Annotated in this window: 21 protein-coding genes and 1 tRNA gene; 10 read left to right on the top strand and 12 right to left on the bottom strand. The window is 66.7% G+C overall.

From position 1 onward, the window contains the following. Positions 1 to 151: 151 nt before the first annotated feature. Positions 152 to 1,309: a WD40/YVTN/BNR-like repeat-containing protein gene (locus tag GQE99_RS11600; protein ID WP_161351783.1), complete on the bottom strand. Its 1,158-nt coding sequence runs from the start codon at positions 1,307 to 1,309 to the stop codon at positions 152 to 154. A 184-nt stretch (positions 1,310 to 1,493) separates the two neighbouring features. Between GQE99_RS11600 and GQE99_RS11595 the strand changes: the two genes are divergently transcribed. Then, positions 1,494 to 1,570, top strand: a tRNA-Met gene (locus tag GQE99_RS11595). A gap of 143 nt (positions 1,571 to 1,713) precedes the next feature. Here GQE99_RS11595 and GQE99_RS11590 read toward each other — a convergent pair. The 8 genes from GQE99_RS11590 to GQE99_RS11555 all read right to left on the bottom strand — a co-directional run bounded on the left by GQE99_RS11590 (position 1,714) and on the right by GQE99_RS11555 (position 11,253). Next, entirely contained in the window at positions 1,714 to 3,270 is a 1,557-nt protein-coding gene (locus tag GQE99_RS11590; protein WP_161351782.1) for a flotillin family protein, read from the bottom strand. A 14-nt stretch (positions 3,271 to 3,284) separates the two neighbouring features. Further along, on the bottom strand, positions 3,285 to 4,760 hold the full coding sequence (locus tag GQE99_RS11585; RefSeq protein WP_161351781.1) for an aldehyde dehydrogenase family protein: 1,476 nt from the start codon (positions 4,758 to 4,760) through the stop codon (positions 3,285 to 3,287). A gap of 16 nt (positions 4,761 to 4,776) precedes the next feature. Continuing rightward, positions 4,777 to 5,988: an ABC transporter ATP-binding protein gene (locus tag GQE99_RS11580; protein WP_235917200.1), complete on the bottom strand. Its 1,212-nt coding sequence runs from the start codon at positions 5,986 to 5,988 to the stop codon at positions 4,777 to 4,779. Beyond that, positions 5,975 to 6,706 carry an ABC transporter ATP-binding protein gene (locus GQE99_RS11575; RefSeq protein WP_202530752.1) on the bottom strand — a complete coding sequence of 244 codons (732 nt, stop codon included), beginning with the start codon at positions 6,704 to 6,706 and terminating at the stop codon, positions 5,975 to 5,977. The genes GQE99_RS11580 and GQE99_RS11575 overlap by 14 nt, the downstream gene beginning before the upstream one ends. Further along, positions 6,706 to 7,638 carry a branched-chain amino acid ABC transporter permease gene (locus tag GQE99_RS11570; protein WP_161351778.1) on the bottom strand — a complete coding sequence of 311 codons (933 nt, stop codon included), beginning with the start codon at positions 7,636 to 7,638 and terminating at the stop codon, positions 6,706 to 6,708. Before GQE99_RS11570 ends, GQE99_RS11575 begins: the two co-directional genes overlap by 1 nt. Next, positions 7,635 to 8,501 carry a branched-chain amino acid ABC transporter permease gene (locus tag GQE99_RS11565; RefSeq protein WP_161351777.1) on the bottom strand — a complete coding sequence of 289 codons (867 nt, stop codon included), beginning with the start codon at positions 8,499 to 8,501 and terminating at the stop codon, positions 7,635 to 7,637. Before GQE99_RS11565 ends, GQE99_RS11570 begins: the two co-directional genes overlap by 4 nt. Before the next feature lie 63 nt (positions 8,502 to 8,564). Continuing rightward, positions 8,565 to 9,764: an amino acid ABC transporter substrate-binding protein gene (locus GQE99_RS11560; RefSeq protein ID WP_161351776.1), complete on the bottom strand. Its 1,200-nt coding sequence runs from the start codon at positions 9,762 to 9,764 to the stop codon at positions 8,565 to 8,567. A gap of 40 nt (positions 9,765 to 9,804) precedes the next feature. Beyond that, positions 9,805 to 11,253 (bottom strand): aldehyde dehydrogenase family protein, encoded by a 1,449-nt coding sequence (locus GQE99_RS11555; RefSeq protein WP_161351775.1) that lies wholly within the window; start codon positions 11,251 to 11,253, stop codon positions 9,805 to 9,807. Between the two features lie 135 nt (positions 11,254 to 11,388). On the opposite strand from GQE99_RS11555, the gene GQE99_RS11550 reads away from it, so the two are divergent. Further along, on the top strand, positions 11,389 to 12,279 hold the full coding sequence (locus GQE99_RS11550) for an AraC family transcriptional regulator (protein ID WP_161351774.1): 891 nt from the start codon (positions 11,389 to 11,391) through the stop codon (positions 12,277 to 12,279). Between the two features lie 12 nt (positions 12,280 to 12,291). Here GQE99_RS11550 and GQE99_RS11545 read toward each other — a convergent pair whose 3' ends face one another. Further along, positions 12,292 to 12,576 carry a DUF2218 domain-containing protein gene (locus GQE99_RS11545; protein WP_161351801.1) on the bottom strand — a complete coding sequence of 95 codons (285 nt, stop codon included), beginning with the start codon at positions 12,574 to 12,576 and terminating at the stop codon, positions 12,292 to 12,294. Positions 12,577 to 12,711: 135 nt separating this feature from the next. Continuing rightward, a complete protein-coding gene (locus tag GQE99_RS11540) occupies positions 12,712 to 16,137 on the bottom strand; it encodes an indolepyruvate ferredoxin oxidoreductase family protein (protein ID WP_161351773.1) in 3,426 nt (1,141 codons plus the stop codon). A 118-nt stretch (positions 16,138 to 16,255) separates the two neighbouring features. Here GQE99_RS11540 and GQE99_RS11535 point away from each other — a divergent pair, with 118 nt between their 5' ends. From GQE99_RS11535 to GQE99_RS21295, 7 genes are all read left to right on the top strand, one after another. Further along, entirely contained in the window at positions 16,256 to 16,726 is a 471-nt protein-coding gene (locus GQE99_RS11535; protein WP_161351772.1) for an Lrp/AsnC family transcriptional regulator, read from the top strand. Positions 16,727 to 17,070: 344 nt separating this feature from the next. Next, complete coding sequence (urtA, locus tag GQE99_RS11530; protein ID WP_161351771.1) at positions 17,071 to 18,354, top strand: urea ABC transporter substrate-binding protein; 1,284 nt, start codon at positions 17,071 to 17,073, stop codon at positions 18,352 to 18,354. 62 nt (positions 18,355 to 18,416) lie between these two features. Then, positions 18,417 to 20,393, top strand: coding sequence for an urea ABC transporter permease subunit UrtB (urtB, locus tag GQE99_RS11525; protein ID WP_161351770.1), 1,977 nt, complete (start codon positions 18,417 to 18,419; stop codon positions 20,391 to 20,393). A 76-nt stretch (positions 20,394 to 20,469) separates the two neighbouring features. Continuing rightward, complete coding sequence (gene urtC, locus GQE99_RS11520) at positions 20,470 to 21,702, top strand: urea ABC transporter permease subunit UrtC (RefSeq protein ID WP_161351769.1); 1,233 nt, start codon at positions 20,470 to 20,472, stop codon at positions 21,700 to 21,702. After that, positions 21,699 to 22,439 carry an urea ABC transporter ATP-binding protein UrtD gene (gene urtD, locus GQE99_RS11515; protein ID WP_161351768.1) on the top strand — a complete coding sequence of 247 codons (741 nt, stop codon included), beginning with the start codon at positions 21,699 to 21,701 and terminating at the stop codon, positions 22,437 to 22,439. Before urtC ends, urtD begins: the two co-directional genes overlap by 4 nt. 58 nt (positions 22,440 to 22,497) lie before the next feature. Further along, on the top strand, positions 22,498 to 23,193 hold the full coding sequence (urtE, locus tag GQE99_RS11510; protein WP_161351767.1) for an urea ABC transporter ATP-binding subunit UrtE: 696 nt from the start codon (positions 22,498 to 22,500) through the stop codon (positions 23,191 to 23,193). Positions 23,194 to 23,250: 57 nt separating this feature from the next. Then, on the top strand, positions 23,251 to 23,412 hold the full coding sequence (locus GQE99_RS21295) for a hypothetical protein (RefSeq protein WP_202530736.1): 162 nt from the start codon (positions 23,251 to 23,253) through the stop codon (positions 23,410 to 23,412). Between the two features lie 244 nt (positions 23,413 to 23,656). On the opposite strand, the gene GQE99_RS11505 is transcribed toward GQE99_RS21295, so the two are convergent. Beyond that, entirely contained in the window at positions 23,657 to 24,286 is a 630-nt protein-coding gene (locus GQE99_RS11505; protein WP_161351766.1) for a ribonuclease T2 family protein, read from the bottom strand. Positions 24,287 to 24,410: 124 nt separating this feature from the next. Here GQE99_RS11505 and GQE99_RS11500 point away from each other — a divergent pair, with 124 nt between their 5' ends. Beyond that, a complete protein-coding gene (locus GQE99_RS11500) occupies positions 24,411 to 25,157 on the top strand; it encodes a DUF1013 domain-containing protein (protein ID WP_161351765.1) in 747 nt (248 codons plus the stop codon). The last annotated feature ends 27 nt before the right edge of the window (positions 25,158 to 25,184 follow it).

Here is a 25,184-nt window from a genome sequence, read left to right as displayed (position 1 = left end):
GTGCCGTAGCGCCGATGGTACTGCGTCCTAAGACGTGGGAGAGTAGGTCACCGCCAAACCTAGTAAAAGACACACGTAACTCTCTAAACGACCCAATAACAAAAACGCCGGCCAAATAAGGCCGGCGTTTTTTGTGTTTGAAGGCAGCCCTTTACGCCGTTTCCAGCACCTCGATGCTCAGGACCGTTGGCAGATGCCGCGCGATCTCCGACCAGGTCTCCCCTTCGTCGACAGATCCGTAGATCGAGCCGCTGTTCGTGCCGAAATAGACGCCCGCGTCGTCCGCCGTGTCGCCGGCCATTGCCTGGCGCAGCACGGTGAAAAAGCAGTTCTCCTGCGGCAGCCCGTCGCGTTTTGCCGTCCAGGTCTCACCGCCGTCCGTCGTTTTCCAGACCGCCGCGGCCCCGTCCGGCGGGAAGCGCCCCTGAATGTCGCCGTTCAGCGGGATCGTCCAGGCGGTCATCGGATCCCGTGGATGCACGCGGATCGGAAAGCCGAAGGTCGAGGGCAGCCCAGCCGTGATGTCGCGCCAGCTTCGCCCGCCATCGCTGGACCGGAACACGCCGTGATGGTTCTGTTGGTAGAGGATATCGCCGTCACCGCCGGGCGCGCGCACCATGTTGTGCACGCAGTAGCCGGTCTCCGTTTCGGACCCGGCTGCCGGGTGGTCCGAATGACCATGCGCCTGCGTATTGTCGCGTCGCGTGAGACGAGACCAGCTCGCCCCGCCGTCCTCCGTGCCGAACACGCCGGCCGCCGAAATCCCGATCCATATCCTGTCGGCATCCTCCGGGTGCGGAACGATCGTGTGCAGGTTCAACCCGGCAGCACCCGGGGTCCAGTCCGCTCGCCCGGGCGTCTTGGCGAGGCCCTCGACCATGTCCCAGCTTTCACCTCCGTCCGTCGACACGAAGAGCTGCGCGGGCTTCGATCCGGCATACACCTTGCCGTTCGCAGTACCGAGCGACCAGATCGCGTCGATCTCGCCCGTGAACGGTGCAGGGTCCGGCACGCCCCCGATCATCTCCGCGAAACCGGGATCATCCGCCGCCCAGGCGGCCATCTGTCCACCCGCCAGGGTCGCGAGCGTCCAGCTCTCCCCGCCGTCGGTCGACCGCCAGATCCCGGCGCCGAACCATTCGTTGCCGCCGCCGGCCCAAAGCGCGCCGGTCTTGGGGTCGCCGACCATGTGGTTGATGGGCCAGAGACCGCAATGCGGCCCCGACACCTGCCATGCCGAGCGCGCGTCATCGCCGGAGAGGATGAAGGCGCCCTTGGTGGTGCCGACGAGCAATCGAGTCGCTGACATGATGTCCTCCCGTCGCGCTGAGTCGGGTTCATTCTACCACGCGGAAGGGGTCATCAGGCGTCTGTGCGCGACGGCCCGCGCAATGCGCACCAAGTGGTTGAAAACATGGGACCTTGCTTGGGGAAGATTTTACGAAAACCTGCTTGCAGCCAGCCGCCACAAGGACTAAACAACCGGAACTTGGCGCGGGGTGGAGCAGCCCGGTAGCTCGTCAGGCTCATAACCTGAAGGTCGCAGGTTCAAATCCTGCCCCCGCAACCAAAGTCAAAGAAACCGCCCGAAGCCTTCGCTTCATGGGCGGTTTTTTTGTTGCCTCGCGCCGCCGGCCGCGTCCGGCCGCCGTAAATGAAAAACCCCCGCGCGGGGCGGGGGTTCCTCTCGATTTCGAACGGCGTCCGGCCGGCTCACTTCTCGCTCTTGCCCGCACCCTTGTCGACGCCTTCGCCGATGATCTCACCCAGCTTGTTCATCGCCGGCAGGGCGACGGACATGTCGAGGATGGAATCGACGATCTGAGACACCGGTGAGCTGCGCTCGCCTTCCATCGGCTCGCCGCTGGCGCGGTGCAGGCCCTGGACATGGTTGATCGAGATACGGTCGATCTTCTCGGCCGGCTTGACCATCTGCTCCACGATCCCCGGCATCGCGTCCAGCCGCAGCTTTTCCAGCTCCAGCGCGGCGAGCGCGTCGGAGCGGGCATTCTGGGCCTTGATCCGGGCGGCTTCGGCCTCGACCTCGGCGAGCTTGAGGAGCTTCATCGCCTCGGCTTCCTCGCGCTTGGCCTCGGTGCGGTCCTTGGCGGTCGCCTTGTCGCTTTCGGCCGCGATCCGGGCACGCGTGGCGGCGGTTTCGGCGTCCTGCTGGGCGGCCAGAAGCGCCACCGCCTTGCGCCGCTCGGCGTCGGCCATCTGGCGGGCGGTCTGGATCGCTTCTTCCGCCTTGACCGCTTCTGCGCGGGCCGTGTCGGCCTCGGCGCGCGCGCGGCTTTCCTCCTGGCTCTTGGCCGAGATCTGGATCTGGCGTTCCTGCTCGGCGATCTGGAGCGCGCGGTCCTGCGAGATCTCGGCTTCGCGGATCGCCAGTTCACGCGCGATGTCGGCGGACTGGATTTCCTGCTCCATCCGGATGCGGGCATGGGCTGCCTCGCGTTCCGCGTCGGCCTTGCGCTGCGCCACCTCGGCCAGCTGCGCGGCCATGAGGGTTTCGACCTCCTGCGCCTGGGCGATCTCCGCCCGCCGTTCCTCGAGGTCGATCTCGAGCTTGCGGCGGCTGGCCTCCATCGCGGTGCGGCGCACTTCGACCTCGCTGTCGCCCTCGATCTGGGCGCGCTCGCGCTTGGACTTGGCGATGACCTCGGCCAATTTGCGCATGCCGACCGCGTTGAACGCGTTCGTTTCGTCGAGCGATGCGAAGGGCGTCTGGTCGAAGTCGGTCAGAGACACGGAATCAAGCTGCAACCCGTAGCGGCCCAGCGTCTCGGTCAGCCCGTCACGCACCTCGCGCACGAACCGCGCGCGGTCCTCGTGCAGCTCGTCCATCGTCATCTGTGCGGCCACGGTGCGCAACGCGTCGATCATCATCCCGTCGATCAGCGCCTTGAGCTCGTCGGGCTGGAACGTCCGCCGGCCCAGCGTCTGGGCGGCGCGGGCGATGGCGTCGGGTTCCGGCACGACGGAGGCATAGAATTCCGCCCCCACGTCCACGCGCATCCGGTCCTTCGTGATCAGCGCGTTCTCGCCGCGCCGGACCACGTCCATGCGGATCGTCTGCATGTTCACGCGGTTGATTTCGTGGAAATAGGGGATCGCGAGCGTCCCCCCGTCGATGATGACCTTTCGGCCCCCCACGCCGGTCTTCACGAGGCTGATCTCGTTCGTCGCCCGTTCGTAGAACCACGCCGCCAGGGCCACCAGGATGGCGGCGATGACGACGAGGACAATGATCCATCCAAGAGCACTCATCTCTCAATCCTCTCTCAAAAGACCGGCGGGAAATGCCGGCCGCCGCGATCCAGGGTGATCCAGCGCAGTTCGGTGAAGGCATCCAGCGACCACCGCCCGCCGTAACGCCCGACGCCCGAGGCCTTGGTGCCCCCGAAGGGCACGTGCGGCTCGTCGTTGATGTTCTGGCAGTTCACGTGGCAGATGCCGGTTTCGATGTGTTCGGCCATGCGCAGGGCCTTGGCCTCGTCCGCCGTCATGATGGCGGCGGTCAGCCCGTATTCCGTGTCGTTGTTCAGCGCGATCGCCTCTTCCTCGGTCCGGAAGGGGGCCACGATCACCACGGGGCCGAAGGTTTCGTCGTGCCAGATGTCCATGTCGGCGTTCACGTTGGTGAGCACCGTGGGCTCCACGAAGTTGTCCCAGGCGTTGCCGCCCAGCTCGACGGTCGCGCCCTTGGCCACGGCATCGTCGATCAGCGCCTTCACGCGCAGCGCCTGCCGCGTGTTCACCAGCGGGCCGATCACGTTGTCCTTGTCCTTGGTGTGCCCCGTCTTGAGCTTGGCGGCACGTGCAAGGAACTGGCGCATGAAGTCGTCGTAGACGCCTTCCTGCACGAGGATCTTCTCGGTCGACATGCAGACCTGGCCCTGGTGCATGAACGACCCGAAGTTGGCCGCTTTCGCGGCGTGATCCAGGTCCGCATCGTCCATGATGATCATGGAATCCTTGCCGCCCAGCTCCACGCAGGCCTTTTTCAGATGCGCCCCGCACTTGGCCGCGATGTGGCGGCCCACGGCGGTCGAGCCGGTGAAGGAAACGGCCTTCACTGTCGGGTTCTCGATCATCTCGTCGCCCACCGCGCCGACGCTGTCGCGGCTACAAGTGACGACGTTGAACACCCCCGGCGGGATACCCGCTTCGTCGAGGATCTCGGCGAAGTAGAGCCCGCCGGCATAGGGCGTGTCCTCGGAGGGTTTCAGCACCACCGTGTTGCCCACGGCGAGCGCCGCCGCGAACCCGCGCGAGGTCAGGATGCCCGGCATGTTCCACGGAGAGATGACGCTGACCACGCCCAGCGGGAAGCGTGTGGCCATCATGAACTTGTGGTGCTCGGAGGGGAGCACTTCGCCGATGTTCTGGTAGCAGAGCGCCGAGGCCGAACGGAAAACTTCGGCCACGTAGCCCGCTTCGAACACGCCCTTGCCGAACCAGCCACCGCCTTCCTGGACGGCGGCGCTGATGAAGTCGCCCTGCCGCTTGTCCCAGACCTCGGCGATCTTGAGCAGGTAGTGCGCGCGTTCGTGGAAGGCGAGGCCGGACCATGCCGGGAAGGCCGCCTTTGCTGCCGCGATGGCGCGTTTCACGTCCTCCGGCGAGCCGTCCGGGATGCGCGCGTAGAGCGAATTGTCGGACGGGTTCAGATCATCGAAGGTGCGGGACGCGGGCGTCCATTGGCCGTCGATATACATGCCCTTGATGGTGGGCGCGGTGTTGGGACTGTCGAGCATTGGTGCCTCCTCTCCCTCAGGGTTTGCGGCCGGATCGGGTGCGCGAACGGTCGCGGGCCCGGGCGGCGGCGGTTTCGATTTCTTCGAGCATCTCGCGCAGCCGGTCGCCGTGGCTGCCGAGGTCCGGCATCGGCGTGCTCGGGGCGCGGCGTGCGGGCTTGGGCGACTCCGGCATGGGGGCCGGTCGCGGCGGCAAGGACGCCGACGCGCTGCGTCGTGACGACTGGTCCGAGGCCCTGGCGACGAGACTCGCCGTGTCGATGCCCGCCGGCTTGGCCGTCATCGGCTTCGGCGGCGCGGGCGCGCGGGGGGCGGGTTTCGGCGCCGGTGGGGCCGGACGCGGTGCCGGCTCGGGGGCCGGGGCGGGCGCCTTGGGCCGCGCGGGCGCGAGCCCCTGCACGGCCTGTGCCGCGATATCCGACGGCGACGGGCCCTTCGCGGGGCGCGGCGCCGAGGGCGCGGGCACCGGGGCGGGCGAAGTCGTCCTGCCCTTGGCCGGGCCGGTCTTGGCCGCCGCGCCGCCAAGATATGCCTTCTGCACCGCCGGATCCTTGGCAAGGTTCGGCCCGGTATCCTCGTGGATGATCTCGGTGTTCTCGAGCAGATAGCCCCGGTCCGCGATGGCGAGTGACGCCTTGGCGTTCTGCTCGACAAGCAGGATGCCGATCCCCGTGTCGCGCACCGCCTTGAGGCTCGCGAACAGTTCCTTGGACAAGAGCGGCGACAGGCCCAGCGACGGCTCGTCCAGCGTCAGCACGGAGGGGTTCGACATCATCGCACGCCCGATCGCGACCATCTGCTGTTCGCCGCCGGACATGGTGCGCGCGACCTGGCGCCGCCGTTCCTCGAGCTTCGGGAAAAGCGCGTAGACCCGGTCGAGGTTCGTGCGCTCCGCGTCCTTCGCCCGCTGGGCATAGGCCCCGAGCGTCAGGTTTTCCTCGACCGTCAGGTCGCCGAAGATCCCGCGCCCCTCGGGGACCAGCGCGATGCCTTCCTCCACGATCCGGTCGGGCTTCATGCCCACCAGTTCGTGCCCGTTCATCGTGATCGAGCCGGTGACCTTACCTTCGCAGATCCCGCTGATCGCCTTCAGCAACGTGGATTTCCCGGCGCCGTTCGCGCCGAGAATCACCACGATCTCGCCCTTGCCGACCCGGACGCTGGCGTTCTTCAGCGCCGGGTGCTGGCCATAGGCGGCGGAGAGTCCCTTCACCTCAAGCATCGTCATCCCCCAGGTACGCACGGATCACCTCCGGGTCAGACAGCACTTCGTCCGTCGTGCCCTCCGCGATCTTCTTGCCCGATGACATCACCACGCAGGCGTCGCAGAGCGACCGGATCGCATCCATCACGTGTTCGACGAGGATGATCGTGCGCCCCTCGTCGCGCAGCCGGTGGATCAGGTCGATGCCCTCGGTCAGTTCGGTCGGGTTGAGGCCCGCGAGCCATTCGTCGAGCAACAGCACCTCCGGCTCGCCCGCCAGCGCCCGGGCCAGTTCCACGCGCTTCGTGTCGATGTAGGTAAGCTGGCTGGTATGCGCCTTTGCCTTGTCGGCCAGCCCCACCGTCTCGAGCACCTGCTTGGCGTGCCGTTCGGCCGAGGCGCCCCAGCGCCGGCGGTGGCCGAAGACCGCGCCGGCCATCACGTTCTCGATCACGTTCATCGAGGGCAACAGGCGCACGAGCTGGAAGGTCCGCGCCACGCCCTTGCGCGCGATGTCGCGGGCGGGCAGGCCGGTGATTTCCTGTCCCTTGAGCGCGATGTCCCCGTCGGTCGCGGGCAGGGCGCCCGAGATCAGGTTGAGCGTCGTGGACTTGCCCGACCCGTTGGGACCGATCAGCCCCATCACCTCGTGCTCGCGCACCTCGAAGCTCACGTTGTCGACCGCGACGAGACCGCCGAACTGCTTGGTCGCGCCGCGCAGCGATATGACCGTGCCCCCCATCATGCCAGCGCACTCCGCTTGGCCGCGCGGCCCTTCAGCCGGTCGTAGAGACCGACGAAGCCGCCCGGCAGCAGGTAGACGATGGCAAGGAAGCTCAGACCCAGCAGAAGCGTGGTCTGGTTCGGGAACGAGGACGAGATCGCCTCCCACAGCAGGGTGAACGGGATGACGCCCACGAGCGGACCCCAGAGCCGCCCGGTGCCGCCCAGAAGCGCCATGATGACGACCTGGAAGGACAGCATCGGCGTGAAGGCGGTCGAGGGCTCGATGTAGACGTAGCGTGGCGCGATGATCGCACCGACTACGGCCGCGACAGCGCCCGAGACGATGAAGAGCGCGACCTTCGAGAGCGCCGTGTTGATGCCCACGTGGCGCGCCACGTCCTCGTCATCCCCGATGATGCGCAGTGCGAAGCCCAGCCGGGACCGGCCGATGGCCCAGCCGACCAGGTAGACCAGCGCGGCCAGTCCCAGGAGCTGCCAGTAGATGTCGTTGTCGGTGAAATCGGTGAGCACGTAGGTGCCCTTGTGCCCGGTCTGGTTCTGGTACCACGTCACCGCCTGGCGGGTCATCTCGGCGAGCCCCAGCGTGAAGATCACGAAATAGACGCCCGACAGCCGCAGCGTGGCCAGCCCCACCAGCGCGGCCAGCACGCCGCCGACGACGGCGGCGATGGGCAGAAGCAGCCAGTAGGGCAGGACCTCGATCCCCGACCCGGTCACGTAGGTGCCGACCCCGAAGAACGCCGCCGTGGCGAGCGAGATGTAATGCGTCGGCCCCGAGAAGAGCGCCCAGCTTGTCGCCAGCACCGTGTACATGGCGATCGTGACGCCCAGCGAAATCAGGTAGCCGTCCCCGGTCAGCGGCAGAAGTGCGGCCACGACCAGAAGGCCGGCGCCCCAGCCAAGTGTTTTCCACTCGTCGCGCTTCATGTCGGTTTCCTCCCGAAGAAGCCCTGCGGACGGAACAGCAGGATCAGGATGAAGAGCGCGTAGGCCGCGGCGAGCGTGAGGCCCGGATCGATCAGGGTCGCGACCATCGTCTCGCCCACGCCCAGCACCAGCGCGGCGAGGATGGTGCCGCGCACGTCGCCGACGCCACCCATGATGACGATGATCAGCGCCTTCATGGTGAACATCACGCCGGTCGAGGCGTCGAGTGTCAGGAAGGTCGAGATGACGGCCCCGCCGACCGCGGTCACGGCGCCGCCAAGCGCGAAGGCGCGCGCCGACAGCTTGGGCACGTCGATCCCCACGAGGCGCGCATGTTCGGGCGACACGGCCACGGCGCGGATCGCCATCCCGGCGCGCGACACGTTGAGCCAGAGGTAGAGCCCGGCGCACAGGATCGCCGCGCACAGGAAGGCCACGACCCGGTTCAGCCCGAAATTGTCACCGAAGATGACCACGGGCCGCGACAGGTAGGAATAGCTGAAGTAATCGCCCCCGAAGGCCCAGAGCATGATGCCGACCATCACGAAGGACAGGCCGAAGGTGGTCAGGATCGCGTCCTGCTCCAGCATCCCCCGGTTCTTGGCCCGGTTGACGAGCGGACGCAGCATGATCCGGTAGATGAGCCAGTTCAGCACGTAGGCCACCGGGGCCACGATGAAGATGGTCAGGAGCGGACTGACCTGCGCGACGGTGAACAGCGTGAAGGCGGTGAAAGCACCGATCACGAGCATCTCGCCGTTGGCGAGGTTCATGATGCGCGACACCCCGTATTGCAGGTTCAGCCCCAGCGCGATCAGCGCGTAGGTGCCGCCCAGGATGAGACCTGTGATGACGATATCCATTGGTACTCCGAGCCAGGGACGCGGGCCCGGCACTGCCGGACCCGCAGGTCTTGGTGAAAGGGATTATTCCCAGCCGCTCTTGATGATCGGCTCGACGGCGCCCTCGCGGCCCGTCTCCTTGATCCCCTTGAATTCGCCGTCCTGCCACTGGCCCACGGTCCAGTAGGCGGTGTTGTTGTTCTGGTCGTCGAATTCGATGGTGCCCATCACGGTCTCGAAGCTGTTGTCCTTGATGAACTGGGTCACCTCGGCCATGTCGAGCGTTCCGGTCGTCTCGATCGCTTCCTCGAGGATCTGGAGCGAGGCATACATCATGCCCGACGCCCAGTAGTCCGGCTTGGACCCGGTGGTGGCTTCGAGCCGTGCAGCGTAGTCCTGGAAATCCGGCGAGGCGGTGTTGACGCCGCCGATGCCCATGACGCCCTCGGCGGCCGAGCCGAAGCGGGCGCCGTAGGACGGGAACGCGGTCGCGACGGCGGTGTAGAACGCCTTCACGTCGAGCTCTTCGATCATCGCCTGCTCGGTCAGCCCGAAGGTGTCGGGCGGATAGGACCAGGCGACGAACGCGTCGGGCTCGGCGGCCTTGGCGGCCTTCATGATCGGTGACAGATCCTGCGTGCCCAGCGGGTAGGACGTCTCGTAGACGATGTCGAACCCGGCGGCTTCCAGCGCGGGCTTGCCGACGGCGGCAAGCTCGATCCCGAAGGCGTCCGCCACGTTCACCATCGCGACCGAATTGCCGATCTCGCCGGCTTCACGCAGGTCCGACAACACCTCGACAGCGTCCTCGGCCAGGTCGGTCGAACGGCCCAGCAGGAAGAACATGTCCTCGAACTGCGAAGACAGTTCCTCGATCTGGTCGGTCGCCGCCGACGACGTGATCTGCGGGAAGCCCAGCTTGTCGAAGATCGGCGCCGCGGCCAGGTTCAGGCCCGTGGAATAGGGGGCCAGGATGATGTCCGCGTCGTCCTGGGTGGCCAGGCGCTGCACCGCCTTGATGGTCTCGGCCGGGTTGGTCTGGTCGTCGTACTCGATGACCTCGAGCATGCGCTGCTCGCCGCCCAAGTTCAGGCCGCCGCGCTCATTCACCTCGCTCACCCAGAGCTCGATGTTGGGCCAGTGGGTCACGGCCGCGCCACCGGCCAGCGGGCCGGTCTTGGGCGCCACGGCGCCGACGATGATGGGGTCGGCGGCCATCGCCACCCCGGCGACAAGGCTCGCGGCCAGTGTCGTGGTGGCCTTCAGAAGCGTTCTGCGTTTCATGTGTCTCCTCCCTGTTGCACGCGGCGGGGCCGCGCTGGTTTCACGTCCAGAACGGGTAATCCGTTTTCGGGTCCTGGACGGTGATCCACCTGAGTTCGGTGAATTCCTGGATGGCCGAGTCCCCGCCGAACCGGCCGAAGCCCGACGCCTTGACCCCGCCGAAGGGCTTGGTCGGGTCGTCGTAGACGGTGGGGCCGTTGATGTGGCAGGTCCCGGTTTCGAGCTGCGCCGCGATCTTGCGCGCCCGGTCGATGTCGGACGTGAAGATCGAGGCGACGAGCCCGTATTGCGTGTCGTTGGCGACCGAGATCGCCTCGGCCTCGTCCTCGACCCGGATGATCGCGGCCACGGGGCCGAAGCTTTCCTCGCCATAGATCTGCATCTCGGGCGTCACCCGGTCGAGAAGCGTGGGCTGCACGTAGGCGCCCGACACTTCGCCGCCGACCTTAAGCACGGCCTGGCGCGAGAGCGCGTCCTCGATCAGCCGACCGACGCGGCGCGCGCTTTCGGCGCTGATCAGTTCACCGACCTTGTCGCGGTGCTTGCGGGTCAGGAGCGTGGCGCATTGCGCCTCCATCTCGGCGACGAAGGCGTCGGCGATCTCCTCGAACACGATGATCCGCTCGGTCGCCATGCAGATCTGGCCCTGGTTGAAGTAGGCCCCGAAGGCGGCGGCGCGCGCGGCGGCCGGGATGTGCGCGTCGGGCAGGACGATCAGCGGCGCCTTGCCCGAGAGCTCCATAAGGCACGGCTTGAGGTGGCGCGCGGCGATCTCGGCCACGCGGCGCCCGATGCGGGTCGACCCGGTGAAGTTGATGCGCCGCACCGCCGGATGGGCGGCCAGTGCCTCGACCACCGCCTCGGCGGTTTCCGGGGCATGGATGACCGAGGTGACGGCCCCTTCCGGCAGCCCCGCCTCGCACAGCACGTCGACCAGAAGGGCGTGCAGCTTCGGGCACAGTTCGCTGGCCTTGAAGACGACGGTGTTGCCGCAGGCCAGGGGCCAGATGATCGCCCGGATCGCCAGCGTCACCGGCGCGTTCCACGGCGCGATCGACAGCACGACCCCCACGGGTTCGCGCAAAAGCGTCGAATGGATGCCGTCCTTCTCGGACGTCTGGGTCCAGCCCGCGACCTTGTCGGGCATGTCGAGCGCGGCGTCGAACACGCCCGCCGCGATCTGGACGTTGAAGCGGATCCAGTCGGGGGTCGAGCCCAGCTCGCGCCCCGCGATATCGACGAATTCCTCGGTCCGCTCGATCATCAGGTCGCGCGCCCGGACCAGGATCGCGCGTTTCTCGTCATTCGGGAGATCGCGCCACGTGGTGAAGGCCGCGGCGGCCGCGTTGGCGGCATCCTCGGCGTCGCGCGGGCCGGCGGCCACCGCGCGCGTCACGGGCTGGCCGTCGACGGGCGACACGCGCTCGAACACGGCGCCGTCGCGCGCCTCGACACCCGCGCCGCGGATATGAAGCTTGGCCTCGTACATGGTCCTCCCTCGGTCGCGGACCTCCACCCGCATTGACCGTGCGACCCAGAATGACCGAACTCGTGAAAAAGAATAATGCTGAAAACTGGTCATCTATTGCTAAAATATGGCGTCATTCGCTGCTTGGAGACCAAAATGTTCGATTCGCTATCCCCGCAGTTCCGCGCCGCGCGCATCGACTCGGGGCTCCAGGAGCGGCTTCTCGGCGCCCGCGCGGCCGCCGCGCAGTACCAGCATTTCGCCTTCTTCCTCGACAGCGGGCAGGCGCTGGCCCAGACCCGGACGGGTGAGTTCGAGTTGTCGGGCCCCGCCGTCCACTGGGGCCGGCTCAGCTCCGATACCCGCGTGCGGCTCGCCGCCGGAAGCACGGGCTACTACATCTTCCTCGGGGACCAGGTGCTGGAGGACGCGATCGGCACGGTGGCCGAGGCCGCCGAACTGCGCCTTTTCGCCGAACAGCAGGTCGTGGCCGCCTTCGACCGCGGCGACGCGATGGTGGCGCGCTTCGACCTTCTGTTCTCACGTGTGGTGGAAGAGGCCGGGCAGGTGCAGTTCGGCACGGAAATCGCCGTGTCCGCCTATCTCCGCCTGCTGCTGGTGCTGATCTGGCGCAGCGCCGACCGCGACGAGGGCGTGCCGGAGGTGACGGGCCATGGACGCGGGCAGATCAACCGTTTCCGCGCGCTGGTGGAATCGCATTTCCGCGCCCGCTGGCCCGCCCGCAAATACGCCGCCGCGCTGGGCATGTCCTATGACCGGCTACACGATCTCTGCGTGCGCTCGGTGGGCAAGCCGCCCGCGCTGCTGATCCGCGAACGATGCCTGCACGAGGCGCAGGTGCTGCTTCAGCGCACCTCGCTCTCGGCCGAGCGGATCTCGGCGATGTTGGGGTTTTCCTCCGCCAGCCAGTTCAACCACTTCTTCAAGTCGATGGCCAAGGAAACGCCGGGGGCGTTCCGCAAGCGGATGCTGGTGCGCGGCGACCGGTCGGACGAGGCGCTGCCGCGCTTTTCCGACTGGCCGTAGCGCCGCGGGCCGTCAGGCGGCCCAGGGCATGTGCTTGAAATCCTCGCGGAAGGCGAAGCGTTCCAGGTGCCGGTCGATCACGTCCTTGGCATGCGCGACCGCCTCGTCGTCCGCGCCCGTCACCTCGATCCAGAGACCGCCGTCGTCGGCCTTGAGCGATACGGGACCGAAGCCGAACGGGATCGTGCCCTCGGTTTCGGAAAACGACACGTCGAGCTTGTGCCCGAAGTGCTTGCACAGTTGTTGCAGGTAGCGGGAGCCGTTCTCGGTCTCCCAATAGGCATGCGCCTTTTTCATCTCTTCCATCTCCATCTTGCCCGCCGAACATAGGCGAGGGCGGGCGAAAGGCAATACCTGAGTAAATACATCAGGAAATGCAATGCCCGGCATGGAGCGGGGAAATGGACCGGCCTGCGCGGCCGGCCCCCGTGTTCAGAGCGCCGCCAGCCGTTCCTCGGCCTTCGGTTTCTCGGTCGCCACGGCCTCTTCCCAGACCGGGCCGTAGCCGCGCATTTCCATCGGCGCGTGCAGGACGGACAGGCAGTCGCCGGTGTTCTCCACCGTGGCCTTCTGCGCCACCGCTTCCATCACGCCTTCGAACCAGCCGATCATCGCCCGGTTCTCACGCCGCTCCGAGGTGTAGCCAAAGACGTCGAGCGGCGTGCCACGCAGCCCCTTCATCTTCGCCATGATCCCCAGCGCGGGGCGCATCCAGCGGCCCAGCTCGACCTTGCGCGGCCGCCCGCGATGGTCCTTGCCCAGCGGCAGAAGCGGCGGGGCCATGTGGTAGTGCACCTTGTAGTCCCCGGTGAACCGCTGGGCGAGCTCGTCCTCGAAGCCCATCCGGGTATGCAGGCGCGCGACCTCGTACTCGTCCTTGTAGGCCATCAGCTTGAACAACGACTTCGCGGCTTCCGTCACCAGCGGCTCGACCGTGCCCTCGGGCAGGGCGGCGCGGAACGCCGCGATCCGGTCGCGGTAGCGCTGGGCGTAGGCTTCGTTCTGGTAGCCCACGAGGAACTGCGCGCGCTCTTCGATGATCTCGTCCAGCGTCGGTTCGCGCTCTTCCTCGATGTCGAGCTGCGCGGCGATCTTCTCCGGGGTTTCGGCCATGATCCGGCCGATGGCGAACGCGTCGCGGTTGCGCTCGATCGCCACCCCGTTGAGCTCGATCGCGCGGTCGAGCGCCCAGAGGTCGACCGGCACGAGACCCTTCTGCCATGCGAAGCCCAGCATGATGGTATTGGCGAACACCTGGTCGCCCAGAAGCTCCTCCGACAGCATGTTGGCGTCCAGCGGCATAACGTTGTCCGCGCCCACCGCCTTGCGGATCGAGCCTTCGCGCACCTTCACCATGAGGTCGGCGTCGCGGCGCAGCACGATGTCGCCCGTGGGCATCTCGGCGGTGTTGAGCGCGATGCGCGTGCCATGCCGGTAATGCGCCGACGCCTTGGGCGAGGAGGACACGACCACGTCGCAGCCAACGACCGCGTCCGCCGCCCCGTCGCCAATGCGCACCTGGTGCACGTCGGACGGCGAGGCACCGAGGCGGATGTAGCTCAGCACGGTCCCGAACTTCTGCGCGAAGCCGGTGAAGTCGAGCACGCTGGAGCCAAGCCCCATCAGGTGCGCGCCCATCGTGACGAGCGCGCCGACGGTCACGACGCCGGTGCCGCCCACGCCGGTGACGAGCAGGTCGAACGGATCGTCGAGCGACGGCAGGTCCGGTGCGGGGATGTCGGCCACCATAGCGGACACGTCCAGGTCCTTCGAGGCGCGCTTCGCCCGCTCGGCCCCTTCGACGGTGACGAAGGAGGGACAGAAGCCGTCGAGGCAGGAGAAGTCCTTGTTGCAGGTCGACAGGTTGATCTTGCGCTTGCGGCCGAACTTCGTCTCGCGCGGCTCGACCGACAGGCAGTTCGACTCCACCGAGCAATCGCCGCAGCCCTCGCAGACCAGCGGGTTGATGTAGGCGAAGCGCTTCGGGTCCTCCAACGTGCCGCGCTTGCGGCGGCGGCGCTTTTCGGTCGCGCAGGTCTGTTCGTAGATCAGGAGCGACACGCCCTTCACCTCGCGCAGCTCTTCCTGGAGCGCGATGATGTCGTTGCGGTCGTGGAAGCTCGTCTCCGGCGGGAAATCCGACTTGGTGAACTTGCCGATGTCGTCCGACACCAGCGCGATCCGCTGCACCCCTTCGGCGCGCGACGACCACGCGATGTTCTGCACGCTCACCGGCCCGTCCACGGGCTGCCCGCCCGTCATCGCGACCGCGTCGTTGTAGAGCACCTTGTAGGTGATGTTCGCGCCCGCCGCGACGGCCTGCCGAATGGCGAGCGATCCGGAGTGATACCACGTGCCTTCGCCCAGGTTCTGGAACTGGTGCTTGCCGCCATTCCACTTGGACGACACCGACCACGGCACGCCTTCGCCGCCCATCTGGGCGAAGCCGCCGGTGTTGCGGTCCATCCAGCTGGCCATCACGTGGCAGCCGATACCGGCCCCGGCGGTCGAGCCCTCGGGCACGACGGTGGAGGAATTGTGCGGGCAGCCGGAGCAGAAATACGGCGTGCGCGTCGCGCCCTCGGTGTTCAGGATCGGCGGCTCCTCGGCCACCAGCGCGGCGGCCTTGGCGGGCAGGTCCTCGCCGGGGAAGAACGCGTCGAGCCGCGCGGCGATGATCGGGGCCAGCAGGCGCGGCGACAGCTCGCCGGTCCAGGGGACCAGGTCATTTTCGGCCGCGGCATCGTGCTTGCCGACCATCTTCTCGGGCTTCTCGCCCGGCCAGTCGTAGAAGTATTCCTTGAACTGGCTCTCGATGATCCCGCGCTTCTCCTCGATGACGAGCACTTCCTTCTTGCCCTTCACGAAGGACAGCGCATCGCGGCGCGCGAGCGGCCAGACCATGCCCACCTTGTAGATGTCGATGCCGAGCGCGCGGCACTTCGCCTCGTCGAGACCGAGAAGCCGCAGCGCCTCCATCGTGTCGAGGTGGCCCTTGCCGGTCGTGACGATGCCGTAGGACGCGTTGTCGAGACCGTAGATCTTCCGGTCGATCGGGTTGGCCTCCACGAAGGCTTCGACCGCGCGCAGCTTGGCGCCCATGCGCACCTCGAGCTCGGTCGAGGGCGGATCGGCGCGGCGGATCTGGAGCCCGCCGGGGTATGGCTCGTGCTCCGGGAAGACGAATGTGCGGTCCGGCATCAGCTCGACCGAGCGCCCGGATTCCACTGTCTCAGAGATCGCCTTGAACCCGACCCAGGTCGAGGAATAGCGGCTGAGCGCGTAGCCGTATTCGCCGAACGGCAGGTATTCCTCGACAGAAGCGGGGTTCAGCACCGGCATGAACCACGCGAGAAACGCGGCATCCGACTGGTGCGGCATCGACGACGACACGCAGCCGTGGTCGTCACCGGCCACCACGAGCACGCCACCCTTCGGGTCGGTGCCGTAGGCATTGCCGTGGTGCAGCGCGTCGCCCGAACGGTCGACGCCCGGACCCTTGCCGTACCACATGCCGAAGACCCCCTCGACCTCGCAGTCCGGATCGAGCGTGGCCTGCTGGCTGCCCAGCACCGCCGTCGCACCGAGATCCTCGTTCACCGCGGGCATGAAGGTGATGTTGTCCTGGTCGAGCCGCTGGCGCGTCTTCCACAGCTCCAGATCGAGCCCGCCCAGCGGCGAGCCGCGGTAGCCGGAGATGAAGCCGGCGGTGTTCAGCCCTGCCTCCCGGTCGCGGCGGGCCTGGTCGAGCATGACCCGCACGAGCGCCTGGGTGCCGGTCAGGAAGACGCGGCCTTCGGTCAGGTCGTAGCGGTCGGTGAGGGTGTAGTCCGGCTGGGTCGCGGGCGCGTGTAGCATGGATGGAGCCTCCTGTTCGCACCCCATGATACCGCGCCGGGCGTGGTGAGACTTTCCAGATTGGGCGCTCATGTCTAGATAAGTGAAACCACATGCCGGAATGAGAGAGATTGGCGAAATGACATCCCAGATCAGTATCGACGACAGAGACAGGAAGATCGTCTCGATCCTCCAGGCCGATTCCCGCATTTCGAACGCGGATCTCGCGGAACGCACCGGCATGTCGACCTCGGCCTGCTGGCGGCGGGTCAAGGCGCTCGAGGAGGCGGGCGTGATCGCGCGCTACGGCGCGGTGGTGGACCAGGAGAAGCTCGGGCTGGGGTTCCACGCCATCGTTCAGGTCCAGCTCAACCGGCACGATCCCGAAGAGGTGTCCCAGCTCATCCGCGCGATCGAGGCGCGGCCGGAGGTGCAGGAATGCTATGCCACCACCGGCGAGGCGGATTACCACATGCGCGTCGTGTGCGAAGATATCGCGACCTACAACGCGTTCCTCGAAGACTTCCTCTTTCGCCAGGTCGCGGTGCGCGCGGCGCAGACGAACGTGGTGCTCAAGAACGTGAAACGGGCCAGCGGGCTCTCCGTCTGAGGGCCGTCACGACTCGCCCGGGTCCCGCGCGTTCCCCGGCGTCAGCCTTGTTCCGCCTGTCACGTGACCGTGAATTGGGCAGGGGTCGGTGATTGCGCTCAAAAATCAGGCGATTTCGCCCGCGCAGCATTCTGGATGCCCGGAAAAATTGCTCACGGCTGCGGCCGCACCAACAGTAGCGATGCCCACTGGGACGCGGATGATCCGCGAAGGGGTGTGTGACGGCCAACCTTTCTGCAAACCGGACGGCCGCCACACGGATGCAACGAAGTTGCGGGGACGAACATGGGGTGCGCGCGCCTCCTGGGCAAGTGCGACCAATGGCCCCCGCGTGGGAGAGTCTGATGAAATTCATGAAATCCATTCTTGCCGGCACCGTCGCGACCGCGGCCCTGACCGGCACCGCCATGGCGCAGGATTGCCCGATCAAGGTGGGCGTTCTGCACTCGCTGTCCGGCACGATGGCGATCTCGGAGACCACGCTGAAGGACACGATGGAAATGCTCGTGGCCAAGCAGAACGAAGCCGGCGGCGTGCTGGGCTGCGATCTCGAGGCGGTCGTCGTCGACCCGGCCTCGGACTGGCCGCTCTTCGCCGAAAAGGCACGCGAGCTTCTGACCGTGCACGACGTCGATGTGATCTTCGGCAACTGGACCTCGGTGTCGCGCAAATCCGTGCTGCCGGTCATCGAAGAGCTGAACGGCCTGCTCTTCTACCCGGTGCAGTACGAAGGTGAAGAATCGTCCAAGAACGTGTTCTACACCGGCGCCGCCCCCAACCAGCAGGCGATCCCGGCCACCGATTACTTCCTCGAAGAGCTGGGCGTCGAGAAGTTCGCGCTGCTCGGCACCGACTACGTCTACCCGCGCACCACGAACAACATCCTGGAAAGCTACCTCCAGGAGAAGGGCATCGCCGAAGAGGACATCTTCGTGAACTACACGCCCTTCGGCCACTCCGACTGGTCCAAGATCGTGGCCGACGTCGTCGCGCTCGGCGCGGACGGCAAGAAGGTCGGCGTGATCTCGACCATCAACGGCGACGCGAATGTGGGCTTCTACAAGGAACTGGCCGCCGCCGGCATCTCCTCTCAGGATATCCCGGTCGTGGCGTTCTCGGTCGGTGAGGAAGAGCTCTCGGGTCTCGACACCACCAACCTCGTCGGCCACCTCGCCGCGTGGAACTACTTCATGTCCGCCGACACCGACGCCAACGAGCAGTTCATCGCGGACTGGCACGAGTTCATCGGTGACGACAGCCGCGTGACCAACGACCCGATGGAAGCCCACTACATCGGCTTCAACATGTGGGTGAACGCGGTCGAGGATGCCGGCACCACCGAGGTCGACGCCGTGCGCGACGCGATGTACGGGCAGGAATTCCCGAACCTGACCGGCGGCACCGCCGTGATGAACGTGAACCACCACCTCTCCAAGCCGGTCCTGATCGGCGAGATCCTCGAGGACGGCCAGTTCGACATCATCAGCCAGACCGAGGAAGTGCCGGGCGACGCCTGGACTGACTACCTGCCGGAATCGGCGGTGCTCGTCTCGGATTGGAAGGACCTCGGCTGCGGTATGTACAACACCGAGACCGAGACCTGCGTGCAGATCAAGTCGAACTACTGATCTGACGAAGCTTCGGACGGCGGGGCTGCCCCCGCCGTCCTTTCCTTTGGGGTAGGGATCGCATGTTGAAACGCCTATTGGTGATCGTGCTCGCCGCGGTCTGTCTGGCTACGCTCGCGAAGGCGCAGGACGCCGCGACGCAAGCGACCGACGACCTCGGCCCGATGCAGCAGGTGCTGCAGGAGCACGCCGACCTGATCGTCGAAAGCTCCCGTCGCACCATCGGCCCGGCGATCGACGCCGTGGCCAACAGCGGACTCGAGGCCGCGCAGACCGTGCTCGAGGTCTGGCAGGCCCGCGACATGTACCAGCGCATCGAGGACGGCCTGTTCTTCGCCGCCGAAGAGACCGGCGACGACATCTTCACGCTCACCGATTTCGACACCGGCGTGGTCGTGGGCGAGGTGCCCGACGACGCGCTCGAACAGATCAAGCCGAACTCGGGCATCCGCAGCCTGATCGGCACGGCGCTGGTCAGCTTCCAGCTCAACGACCCGGACCGGGCCAAGCGGGACGAGGCGATCTCGTCCCTCGAACGGCGCGGCAATGCCGAACTCCTGACGCCCCTGCGCAATTCCATCGACGGCGAGCCGGACCCGGCGCTGAAAGAGCGCAAGATGCGCGTCGAGCGGTTGATGACCATCACCTACGATCCAGACGAGGACGCGCGCATCGAGGCAATCGAGGAGATGGCCGGCGACCTTGGCGTCGACGTGCGCGCCACGCTGAACCCGTTGGTCGCCACCACGATCCGTGTCTTCCCGGACGGCAACGTGCCCGCCGATCTCAACATCGCGCGCGAAGTCGAGCCGGGCAGCGAAGAGCTCCCGGTCGCGGAAGCCTACGAGATGCTGGACGGGCCGCCGATGGTCTCGTCCGACGACCTGCGCGCGACGCTTCAGGACAACATCGTCGACGGCCGCGTGGGCGGCATCCCGGTGGCGGAGCTTTTCGATCCCGAACGCCGCGAAGCCGCCTACGGCGCGCTGGTCGACGCCGGGACGATCCCGCCCCGCCCGACCGCCGAGGAGGCCGCGCAGGCGGTCGAGGACGCGACCTTCGTCGCCGTCTATGCCGAGCCCAACCCGGCGATCACCGCGGCCGCCAACCGCGCCCTGGGCAAAATCGACACCAACGTGGGCCTGAACCAGTTCCTCGACCTCGGGCTCGACGCGCTCAGCCTCGGGTCGATCTACTTCCTCGCCGCCATCGGGCTCGCCATCACCTTCGGCGTGATGGGGGTCATCAACATGGCCCACGGCGAATTCATCATGATGGGCGCCTACACGGGCTACGTGGTGCAGCAGATCATCCCGAACCACACCGCCTCGATCATCGTGGCCATCCCTCTCGCCTTCGCCGTGACCTTCGCGGCGGGCGTGGCGATGGAACGGCTGGTGATCCGCTGGCTCTACAACCGCCCGCTGGAGACGCTCCTTGCCACCTTCGGCATCTCGATCGCGCTGCAACAGCTCGCCAAGAACATCTTCGGCACGCAGGCCCGCCCGCTCACCTCGCCCGACTGGCTGGGGGGCTCGGTGGTGCTGAACGACGTGGTGTCGATCTCCACCGTGCGCATTGCGATCTTCGTGCTCGCCCTGGTCTTCCTGTGCGTCTTCCTCTTCATCATGAAGCGTACGCGGCTCGGTCTCGAAACCCGCGCGGTCACGCAGAACCCCGGCATGGCGGGCGCGATGGGGATCAACCCGGGCCGCGTGAACATGCTTACCTTCGGGCTGGGCTCCGGCATCGCGGGGATCGCGGGTGTGGCCATCGGGCTCTACGCGCAGGTCACGTCCGAGATCGGGCAGGCCTATATCGTGCAGTCCTTCATGACCGTGGTCGTGGGCGGCGTCGGCAACATCTGGGGCACGCTCCTGGGCGCCGGGCTGATCGGGGCGCTGCACAAGGGGATCGAATGGTTCAACCCGTCCAACACGCTGGCGGCGCAGACCTACATGATCATCTTCATCATCATCTTCATCCAGTTCCGGCCCCGGGGGATCATCGCCCTCAAGGGCCGCGCGGCGGGGGATTGAGCATGACCGTCACACGCACAGCCACGCAAGCCAGCGCGCCCGTCGGGCGGGCGAGCGGGACCCGGGAGGCGCAGGCATGAACCGCAGCTTCATCGGACGAAATCCGTCGATCCTGATCTTCCTCCTGGTGCTCGCGATCTTCACCATCGGCGTCACCTTCATGTCCGAGGCCTTCGGCGCCGGCATGATCTCGACCTCCTTCGTGAAGACGCTGGGCAAGACCCTGTGTCTCGCGCTCGTCGCGGTCGCGATGGACCTGATCTGGGGCTACGCGGGCATCCTTTCGCTGGGCCATTTCGCCTTCTTCGGGCTCGGCGGCTACATGATCGGCATGTGGCTCATGTACGAGCGGACGCGCGAGATCGTGGAAAGCTCCATGATGGAGGCACCGATCCCGCCGACCGAGCAGGAGATCGTCGACGGCATCGGCAACCAGATCTTCGGCGTCGTCGGCAGTTCCGAGTTCCCGGCCGTCTGGGCCTTCGCCGACAGCCTCGTGCTCCAGCTCGCCCTCGTCGTGCTGGTGCCGGGCCTCCTTGCCTTCGTCTTCGGCTGGCTCGCCTTCCGGTCGCGCGTCACAGGCGTCTATCTCTCGATCCTGACGCAGGCGATGACGCTGGCCCTGTCGCTCTACCTCTTCCAGAACGACAGCGGCCTGCGCGGGAACAACGGCCTCTCCGGGCTTCAGAACCTCCCCGGCCTCGACGACGTGAGCCAGGATTACGTCTCCATGTGGTTCTTCTGGGGCTCGGCGCTCGCGCTCGCGCTGGGCTATGTCTTCGCCGCTTGGATCGTGTCGGGCAAGTTCGGCAGCGTGATCCGCGGTATCCGCGACAACGAGGCGCGGGTGCGCTTCCTCGGCTACTCGGTCGAGGGCTACAAGCTGTTCCTCTTCACCGTCACAGCCATGATCGCGGGCATCGCCGGCGCGCTCTACTACCCGCAGGCCGGCATCATCAACCCGGCCGAGATAGCGCCCATCGCCTCGATCTACCTCGCCGTCTGGGTCGCCATCGGCGGGCGCGGGCGGCTCTACGGCGCCGTGATCGGCGCGGTCTTCGTGAGCCTCGTGTCGACCTACTTCACCGGCGGCCAGGCCCCCGACATCAACCTGGGTTTCTACACGATCCAATGGGTCGACTGGTGGACGATTCTCCTGGGCCTGTCCTTCGTGCTGGTCACGCTCTTCGCCCCGCAGGGGATCGGCGGGCTCTTCGATCTCGTCTCCGGCCGCCACCACCCGGACCGCCACGGCGCGGACCTGGGACCCGACCACGGATCGCTGCGTGAAGAGGAGGCCGAGGAATGAGCCAGCTTCTGGAAGTGAACGGGATCTCGGTGACGTTCGACGGGTTTCGCGCGATCAACAACCTGTCCTTCAACATCGGCCGGGCCGAGCTTCGCGCGATCATCGGCCCCAACGGGGCGGGCAAGACCACCTTCATGGACATCGTCACCGGCAAGACGAAGCCGGACGAGGGCACGGTGCTGTGGGGCGAGATGTCGCGCAACCTGATCGGCATGAACGAGGCACGCATCGCGCAGGAGGGGATCGGGCGCAAGTTCCAGAAACCGACGGTGTTCGAAGACCAGTCGGTCGAGGACAACCTCCTGATGGCGCTGAGGAACAACCGCCGCGCCTTCGCGGTGCTGTTCTGGAAACCGACCGATGCCGACATGAACCGCGTCTCGGAACTCGCCGCCGAGATCGGCCTGTCCAACGCGCTCGGACGAAAGGCGGGCGAACTCAGCCACGGGCAGAAGCAATGGCTCGAGATCGGGATGCTGCTTGCCCAGGAGCCCAAGCTCCTGCTGGTCGACGAACCCGCCGCCGGGATGACACCGGAAGAGCGCGAGAAGACCACCGACATCCTCGTCGAAGCGGCGAAGACCCGCGCCGTCGTGGTGGTCGAGCACGACATGGAATTCGTGCGACGCCTGAACTGCAAGGTGACGGTACTGCACGAGGGTTCGGTCCTGGCCGAAGGCTCGCTCGACCACGTGACCGCGAACAAGCAGGTCATCGACGTCTACCTGGGGCGCTGACCGGCATGCGCAAGTCTCACCGATCCCCCACGCACCGCTTTTCCAAGGCAGGACGACCATGCTGAAAACCCGCGACCTGACGCTGCACTACGGCCATTCCCAGATTCTCAACGGCATCGACATGGAGGCCGCCACCGGCCAGATCACCTGCGTGATGGGCACCAACGGCGTGGGCAAGACATCCCTCATCCGCGCGATCTGCGGCCGCCACCCGCGCTCGGCGGGCACGGTCGAGCTGGACGGCGAAAGCCTGCCCGTCCTGCCGCCCCACGCGCTGGCCCAGAAAGGGGTCGCGCTGGTCCCGCAGGGGCGCGAGATCTTCCCGCTGCTCACCGTGCGCGAGAACATGGAAACCGCCTTCGCCTGCCTGCCCAAGGGCGAGCACGAGGTGCCCGAGGCGATGTTCGAGCTCTTCCCGGTGCTCAAGGAAATGCAGAATCGCCGCGGCGGCGACCTGTCGGGTGGTCAGCAGCAACAGCTGGCCATCGCCCGTGCGCTCATCACCAAGCCCAAGCTCCTGCTGCTCGACGAGCCGACCGAGGGCATCCAGCCCAACATCATCCAGCAGATCGGCAAGGTCATCGCCATGCTGCGCGACGAGGGGAGGATGGCGATCGTCCTGGTCGAGCAGTTCTTCGACTTCGCCCACGACCTGGGCGACCGCTTCGTGGTGCTGCGCCGGGGCGAGGTGACTCTCGCGGGCCAGAAGGGCGACGTGACGCGCGATCAGCTCCTGGCGGGCGTGTCGGTCTGATCCCGGTCAATTCGGCCTGCCGCGTCACGTGGTATCGTGACGTGGAAAGGGGAAGCCATGTCCAATACGAAAGTGGTCGTTCAAAGCTCGCTCGGGATGCTGTGGTTCGCCGGGTGGCTCTTCACGCTGGGCTACCTGCATCCGGGTTTCTGGCGCGGGGTGCTGGGGCTCCTGCTTTGGCCCTACCAGCTTGGGGATGCACTCGCCCCCGCCGGGTGATGTGTCAGCCACGATGGGGAGACGAGCGGCGCGTCGGGCCAGGGCGTCCCGTGCCGGGGTGCGCGCCGGCAAGGCCCGCCAAGGGTCTTGCGCTGCCACCCCGTTTGGTACGCCGCGCCGAATTCCACTTTTCCGGAAAACCGGAAAAGTGGAGTGGTGATATTTCACGTTTAATATCAGCAGGTTGTCGCGTCGTTAAAGCCGCGCACAAGGGCCCAACGACGCGCCCCCTGCCGCCCCGAATCTACTCCGCCCGCACCGGCTCGAGCAACGCGTCGTCCAACCGGCAATCGCGCCGAACGTCCGGCGCGCAGGGGCGTGGCTCCAGCTCTTTCGTCAGGCAGATCCGGGCCTCCTGGATGTGCCCCGACGTGCAGGTGACGGTCACCATGTCCGCCGTCCAGCCGGGGTTCGCCTGAAGGAACGCGTCCTCGATCACGGTGGCGGGGATGCTGAAGGTGCGGTCGATCTTGCGCAGCACCTCCGGACGCTCGACCGCCGCGTAGGCGTCACGCGCCAGGTCGTAATACGCCTCCGGCGCCAGGCCCGAGCACACCCCGTGCTTGCGCCACTGGTACCACGCCGCGCCGCCGTCGCCGAAAAGGTCCGCCTGCGCGGCCGTCATCCGGCGCGTGGGCGCGCGTTCGGTGGTCGGGCAATAGGCGGGCCACCCGTCCTCGTATTGTGGCCAGAGCCCGTGCAGCACCCAGCCGAAATCGCGGTCGCATTGCGGCGACCCGCGCGCGTCGCCCTCGAGCTTGCACCAGTTCGGCGACCAGCTGAGCGCGAGCACGTAGTAGTCGAAGTTCCCGGCCCGCTCGCCATCGGCGCGGGCCATGCCGGTCAAGCACAGAAGCAGGATCAGGGCGCGCATTCGCTCTTTCCTCACGGGTTCCGTCGCACTATATAGGCGCCAAGTTTCCCGACAACGGTAGCCCAGCCTGCAACAGGCGCCCCTTTCCGGGGACCGGCACCGGCGTATCTAAAGGAGTGTCGCTATGGACAAACCGATCATGGCCAAGGCCACCGCCGTCTGGCTGGTGGACAACACGACGATCAGCTTCAAGCAGATCGCCGACTTCTGCGGCCTGCACGAGCTCGAGGTGCAGGGGATCGCGGATGGCGAGGTTGCGCAGGGCGTGAAAGGGTTCGACCCGATCGCCAACAACCAGCTGACGCAGGACGAGATCGACAAGGCCGAGAAGGAGCCGCTTCACAAGCTGAAGCTCAAGTTCAACCCGGCCGCCGTGGGCGAGGAAAAGCGTCGCGGCCCGCGCTACACCCCGCTGTCCAAGCGTCAGGACCGGCCGAACTCGATTCTCTGGCTGGTGAAGTTCCACCCGGAGCTGACCGACGCCCAGATCGCCAAGCTCGTGGGCACCACCAAGCCGACGATCCAGTCGATCCGCGAACGCACGCACTGGAACATCCAGGCGATGGAACCGATCGACCCGGTCGCGCTGGGCCTGTGCAAGCAGACCGAGCTTGACGCCGCCGTGCAGAAGGCCGCCAAGAAGAAGGCCGCCGAGGGCGAGGCGATGTCGGACGACGAGCGCCGCAAGCTGCTTTCGACCGAGCAGAGCCTCGGGATGGACACGGAGCCCAAGATGCCGACGGCGATCGAGGGGCTCGAGACGTTCACGCTGGGTGGCGAGGACGAAGAGGAGAAGAAGGAAGAGCCGGTGGATGCCGACAGCTTCTTCAACCTGCCCGACAGCGACGACGAGGACGACGACGACAAGTGATCGTCGCCGTCCCCGCGAAATCGAGGA

The sequence above is a fragment of the Maritimibacter harenae genome (assembly GCF_009882975.1).
Classification (GTDB): Bacteria; Pseudomonadota; Alphaproteobacteria; order Rhodobacterales; family Rhodobacteraceae; genus Maritimibacter; species Maritimibacter harenae.
The sequence above is the reverse complement of the archived record's forward strand: the minus strand, read 5'-3'. Positions and strand labels throughout refer to the sequence as shown.